This window comes from Streptomyces sp. SID14436 (assembly GCF_010548465.1).
In the GTDB taxonomy this organism is placed as follows: Bacteria; Actinomycetota; Actinomycetes; order Streptomycetales; family Streptomycetaceae; genus Streptomyces.
Genome location: NZ_JAAGMD010000844.1, coordinates 1 through 5,194 on the forward strand (window position 1 = coordinate 1; position 5,194 = coordinate 5,194).

Annotated in this window: 5 protein-coding genes and 1 pseudogene; 5 read left to right on the forward strand and 1 reads right to left on the reverse strand. The window is 74.0% G+C overall.

Annotated elements, in window-relative coordinates:
- From G3I53_RS30905 to G3I53_RS30925, 5 genes and pseudogenes are all read left to right on the forward strand, one after another.
- Positions 1-1,075: pseudogene (locus G3I53_RS30905) on the forward strand (hypothetical protein); the annotation flags it as partial.
- Complete coding sequence (locus tag G3I53_RS30910) at positions 1,072-1,575, forward strand: roadblock/LC7 domain-containing protein (RefSeq protein ID WP_164338475.1); 504 nt, start codon at positions 1,072-1,074, stop codon at positions 1,573-1,575. The pseudogene G3I53_RS30905 and the gene G3I53_RS30910, both read left to right, overlap by 4 nt.
- Complete coding sequence (locus tag G3I53_RS30915; protein WP_164338474.1) at positions 1,572-1,991, forward strand: DUF742 domain-containing protein; 420 nt, start codon at positions 1,572-1,574, stop codon at positions 1,989-1,991. The genes G3I53_RS30910 and G3I53_RS30915 overlap by 4 nt, the downstream gene beginning before the upstream one ends.
- Positions 1,972-2,610 carry an ATP/GTP-binding protein gene (locus tag G3I53_RS30920; protein WP_164338473.1) on the forward strand — a complete coding sequence of 213 codons (639 nt, stop codon included), beginning with the start codon at positions 1,972-1,974 and terminating at the stop codon, positions 2,608-2,610. Before G3I53_RS30915 ends, G3I53_RS30920 begins: the two co-directional genes overlap by 20 nt.
- A gap of 30 nt (positions 2,611-2,640) precedes the next feature.
- Positions 2,641-3,927 carry a styrene monooxygenase/indole monooxygenase family protein gene (locus tag G3I53_RS30925; RefSeq protein ID WP_164338472.1) on the forward strand — a complete coding sequence of 429 codons (1,287 nt, stop codon included), beginning with the start codon at positions 2,641-2,643 and terminating at the stop codon, positions 3,925-3,927.
- Here the strand turns inward: G3I53_RS30925 and G3I53_RS30930 are convergent.
- Positions 3,867-5,093 (reverse strand): C40 family peptidase, encoded by a 1,227-nt coding sequence (locus G3I53_RS30930; RefSeq protein WP_164438992.1) that lies wholly within the window; start codon positions 5,091-5,093, stop codon positions 3,867-3,869. The genes G3I53_RS30925 and G3I53_RS30930 overlap by 61 nt on opposite strands.
- Between the last annotated feature and the right edge of the window lie 101 nt (positions 5,094-5,194).

Sequence of the window (5,194 nt, forward strand, 5' to 3'; positions counted from 1 at the left end):
GGACGACGCCGCGCCGCGGCTCGACGCCGACGAAGCCGACGCCGATGCAACCGGCGCCGACGCACCCGGCGCCGATGCAACCGGCGCCGACGCACCCGGCGCCGACGAAGCCGAGGCGGATGCAACCGGCGCCGACGAAGCCGAGGCGGATGCAACCGGCGCCGACGAAGCCGAGGCGGATGCAACCGGCGCCGACGAAGCCGACGCCGACGCACCCGGCGCCGACGGAGCCGAGGCCGATGCACTCGGCGCCGACGAAGCCGACGCCGACGCACCCGACGCCCGCACGCCGGAGCCCGCGGAGCGGGACGCGTCGGAGGCCGTCGACCACGGTGCGGCCGAGGACGACACCGACGGGCGGGACACGGACGCGCAGGCACCTGCAGCAGAGAGGGCCGCCGGTCACGACGCGCACGCCCGGCCGGACGCCGGTGCGCCGGAGAGGGCGGAGCAGCGGCCCGGAGGCGACCACGCCACCGATGCCACCGCCGACTCGGGCGACACCGATGGCGTCGATGGCACGGGGGAGGAGCGCGACGACGCGCCCGCTGTCCCCGCGCAGCGGCCCGCCGAGATGACGATGGAACTCCTGATCCCGGCCCCGTCCCGGCCCGGCGACGACCGTCCCACCGGCCCGGAGGCCACGCCGCCGGCCGCCGCGGACGACAGCCCCACGGAGCCCGGGACCGCCACCGCCCCCGGCGCCGACGCAGAGCACGCCCGCGTGCCCGACGGCCCGGCGGCGGACGAGCCCGTGGCCGAGGAGCCGGTCACCGCGAAGGGCCTGCCCAAGCGCACACCCAGGATCACCGCACCCGTCGAAGCCCCGCGCCCGCGCACCGGCTCCGTTGACGCGGAGGCCCTGCGCCGCCGCCTCGGCGGCTTCCACCGGGGGGCGGAGGCCGGATACCGGGACGTCGAGGCGGAGATCTCCGAGCAGACGGGACCCCACCGGGCCCCGTCCGCCGCCGCACCACAGCCGGCCCGCGCCCGGGACGCCGCCGACACCGGCGGCACCGGAGCAGCCGCGACCGAGGAAGCCACGGGGGGCACCGTCGAGGAGGCAAGCAGTTGACCGCGCCCAGTACCTTCGGACTGAGCAGTGAGGCCCGCAACCTGCACTGGCTGCTGACCAACCTCGTCGAGGAGGTGCCCGGCATCCTCTCCGTCGCGGTGGTCTCCTCCGACGGACTGCTGCTGCTCTCCTCCGACGCCGACCGCGTGACCGCCGCCCGCGCCGCGCGCAGCGAGCGGCGCACCGGCCCCCGCGGCTCCGCCGCCGACCTCGCGACCATCGTCTCCGGCATCGGCAGCCTCACCGTCGGCGCCGCCAAGCTGATGGACTCCGGGCCGGTCAAGCACACCATGGTCGCCATGGACGAGGGCAGCCTGTTCGTCATGTCGATCAGTGACGGCTCCCTGCTCGGTGTGCACGGCTCCGCGGACTGCGATATGAGCGTGGTCGCCTACCACATGGCCCTCTTCGTGGGCCGGGCCGGCCACGTCCTCACCCCCGAACTCCGCCACGAACTGCGCCAGTCCCTGGAGACCGAGTCCACCGGGAGTCCCCGATGAGCAGTACGTCCAGGAAACAGCTCCCGGTGCGCGGCGGTGACCGCAAACCCGCCCGGGTCCGCCCCTACTCCCTCACCGGGGGCCGGACCCGCTTCGGCCACGTCCTGCTCGTCGAGACGTTCGTCGCGAGCACGGCCGCCCTGGAGGCCCCCGAGGAGCGCAAAGAGCTGACGAGCGGCGGGCTGTCGGCGGTCATGCCGGAGAGCCGGGCCATCGTCGAACTGTGCCGCCGGATGCGGACGGTGGCCGAGATCGCCGCGCTGCTCAGGATGCCGCTCGGCGTGGTCCGGGTCCTCCTCAGCGACCTCGCGGACCAAGGACAGATCCGTGTCTACGGAACGGGAACCGGCCACGGCACGGGCCGTCCCGACCGCGCGCTGCTGGAAAGGGTGCTGAGTGGACTCCGTCGTCTCTGACGCCGCCCGAGGCGTCTCCCCGCTCGTCGAGGGCGACGAGCCCCTGCTGCCCTGGCAGGCGGACCCCACCCGGGCACCCGTCGCCACGAAGATAGTCGTGGCCGGCGGCTTCGGCGTCGGCAAGACGACCCTCGTCACCGCCGTCTCGGAGATCACGCCCCTGCAGACCGAGGCGCTGATGACCGAGGCGAGCGAGGGCACCGACGACCTCACCGCCACGCCGGAGAAGCTCACCACCACGGTGGCCATGGACTTCGGCCGCATCACGCTCGACGACGACCTGGTGCTCTACCTCTTCGGCACCCCGGGTCAGCAGCGGTTCTGGTTCATGTGGGACGACCTGGTGCGCGGCGCGATCGGCGCGGTCGTCCTCGCCGACACCCGGCGGCTGAAGGACTGCTGGCCGGCCCTGGACTACTTCGAGAGCTGCGGACTGCCGTACGTCGTCGCCGTCAACCACTTCGACGGCAGCGAGCGGTTCGAACCGGAGGACGTGCGGGAGGCGTTGACGATCCCCGCGCACATCCCCGTCATGATCATGGACGCGCGCCGCCGGATATCTGCCATCGAGACCCTGTTGTCCCTCGTGGGCCACGCGCTCGACGAAACCCCCGAGTAGACGAAACCCCCGAGTAGGAGTCACCCCCGTATGCGGAAGATACTCGTCGTCGGAGCCGGCCAGTCCGGGCTCCAGCTCGCCCTCGGCCTCCAGTCGCACGGGTACGAGGTCACCCTGATGTCGAACCGGACCGCGGACGAGATACGCACCGGCCGGGTGATGTCGACGCAGTGCATGTTCCACACCGCGCTGCAGCACGAGCGAGACCTCCAGCTGAACTTCTGGGAGTCGCAGGCCCCGAAGATCCGCGGCCTGGGCGTCTCGGTCGCCGCCCCCGGCTCGCACGACCCCGGCCCCACGCAGCGCGCCATCAACTGGCTGGGCCTGCTGGACGGGTACGCGCAGTCCGTGGACCAGCGCGTGAAGATGGCCGGCTGGATGGAGACCTTCGCCCAGCGCGGCGGCCAGCTCGTCATCCACGGCGTGGCCGTCGGCGACCTCGACTACTTCTCCCGCGCCTACGACCTGGTGCTCGTCTCCGCCGGCAAGGGCGAACTGGTCCAGATGTTCGGCCGCGACGCGGGACGCTCCCCGTACAGCGAGCCGCAGCGCGCCCTCGCCGTCGCCTACGTGCACGGACTCGCGCCCCGCCCGGAGCACCCCGACACCGAGGCCGTCCGCTGCAACGTGGTCCCCGGCGTCGGCGAGATGTTCATCATGCCGACCCTCACCACCACCGGCCGCGCCGACATCCTGTTCTGGGAGGGCCTCCCCGGCGGCCCGCTGGACGCCTTCAAGGACGTCAAGGACCCGGGCGAGCACCTCTCCCTGACCCTGGACCTGATGAAGACGTTCCTCCCCTGGGAGCACGAGCGCACCTCGGGCGTGGAACTGACCGACGCGGGCGGCACGCTCGCCGGACGCTACGCCCCCACCGTCCGCAACCCCGTCGGCCGGCTGCCCAGCGGCGGGCGCGTCCTCGGCGTCGCCGACGTCGTCGTCGCCAACGACCCCATCACCGGGCAGGGCTCCAACTCGGCGTCCAAGTGCGCCGCCTCCTACCTCGCGTCCATCCTCGAACACGGCGACAAGCCGTTCGACGAGACCTGGATGCAGCAGACGTTCGACCGGTACTGGGAGACCGCCCGCCACGTCACCAAGTGGACGAACGCGATGCTGGCCCCGCCGCCCGAGCACGTGCTGAACCTGTTCGGCGCGGGCGGTCAGTACCAAGAGGTCGCGAACCGCTTCGTCAACTGCTTCGACGACCCGTCCGACCTGGAGAACTTCTTCTTCGACCCGGCCAAGGCGGACGCCTACCTGGCCGAGGTCGCGGGCGCCGCGGCCGGTCCGGCCGGCGCACCCGCCTCCGCGTAGCCCTCGTCGGACCCCTCCGTCGCCCCCTCGGGGAGCTCGGGCGGCTCGTACTGCCGCAGCGGCTCCCCGTCCGGGTCGGGGCGCACCGCGCCCAGCACCGGGTTCGCGGCGATGGGGGAGACCTTCACCCGGGCGCCGGGACGGGGCGCCTGCACCACCATCCCGTCGCCGAGGTACAGGGCCACGTGCGTGGCCTCGGGGAAGTACACGACGAGATCCCCGGGCCGCAGCCGGTCCAGCGGCACGCGTTCCAGCTCCGCCCACTGCTCCTGGCTGGTCCGCGGGACCGGCGTTCCGGCCGCGGCCCACGCCTCGGACGTCAGCCCCGAGCAGTCGTAGGCCGCCGGGCCCTCCGCGCCCCACTCGTAGGGCTTGCCGATCTGCTCGACGGCGTACCGCACGGCCCGCTGGCCCGCCCCGGTCGGGGTGCGTGCGGGGCCCGGCGCGCCCAGAGCGCCGGAGGCCAGGAACTCCTCCTGCCGCTCGGCCGTCCGCGTCCGCTCCAGCTCGGCGAGGGCGGCCAGCCGGCCGGCGCTGAGCGAGGCGAGCAGTTCCTCGACCTCACCGAGCCGCCGGCGCACCTCGTCGCGCTGCGTGCGGTGCCGTGCGGCGAGGACCTGCTGGTCGTCGAGGGCCTTGCGGGCGCGGCGGGCGAGCGCGGCGGCCCGCTTCTCGCCGGCGGTCAGCCGGCCCACCGTCTCGGTCCGCTCCCGCGCCATCCGGCCGATCACGTGCCGCTGCTCCAGTGCGCGCTGCGGGTCACGCGCGAGCAGCAGCCGCAGATAGGGCGAGAGGTCCGAGCTGCTCTGGTACTGCTGCCGGGCCAGCCGTCCCGCCGCGCCGCGGCTGTCGTGCAGAGTCAGCCGGGCCCGGGCGAGGGCGCGGTCCAGCCGGGCCGTCTCCACGCGCTGCTTGCGCAGCCGCTCCTCGGTGGCGTTGTAGGTCTCGGTGGCCTTCCCGGCCTCGCGGTACAGCTCCTGAAGATCCGTCAGCAACTCGGCGACCGACCGCCCGCCGGGATCCTCGCCCTCCGCCGCCCCGCTGCCGGGGCCGGCGTCCGCGGTGGCCGGGGACGGCTCCGGCAGGGCCGTCGCGGGCAGCGGCACGAGGACCGTCCCGGCCGCCAGTGCCGCCGTGCACACCAGACGCAGCAGCCTTCCTGACACGTCATCACCTCCGATCCGGGGCGGCTTCTCCGCTCCGCATCGCGAGCATCAGACGGTCCTGCGCGGCCCGCGCGCCGGGTGTGCGCGGTTCGGCGCAACGG

What these genes read in the sequence shown, in the direction of transcription:
- G3I53_RS30925 (WP_164338472.1), top strand. Translation starts at nt 2,641, where the DNA reads ATGCGGAAGATACTCGTCGTCGGAGCCGGCCAGTCCGGGCTCCAGCTC.
- G3I53_RS30915 (WP_164338474.1), top strand. Translation starts at nt 1,572, where the DNA reads ATGAGCAGTACGTCCAGGAAACAGCTCCCGGTGCGCGGCGGTGACCGC.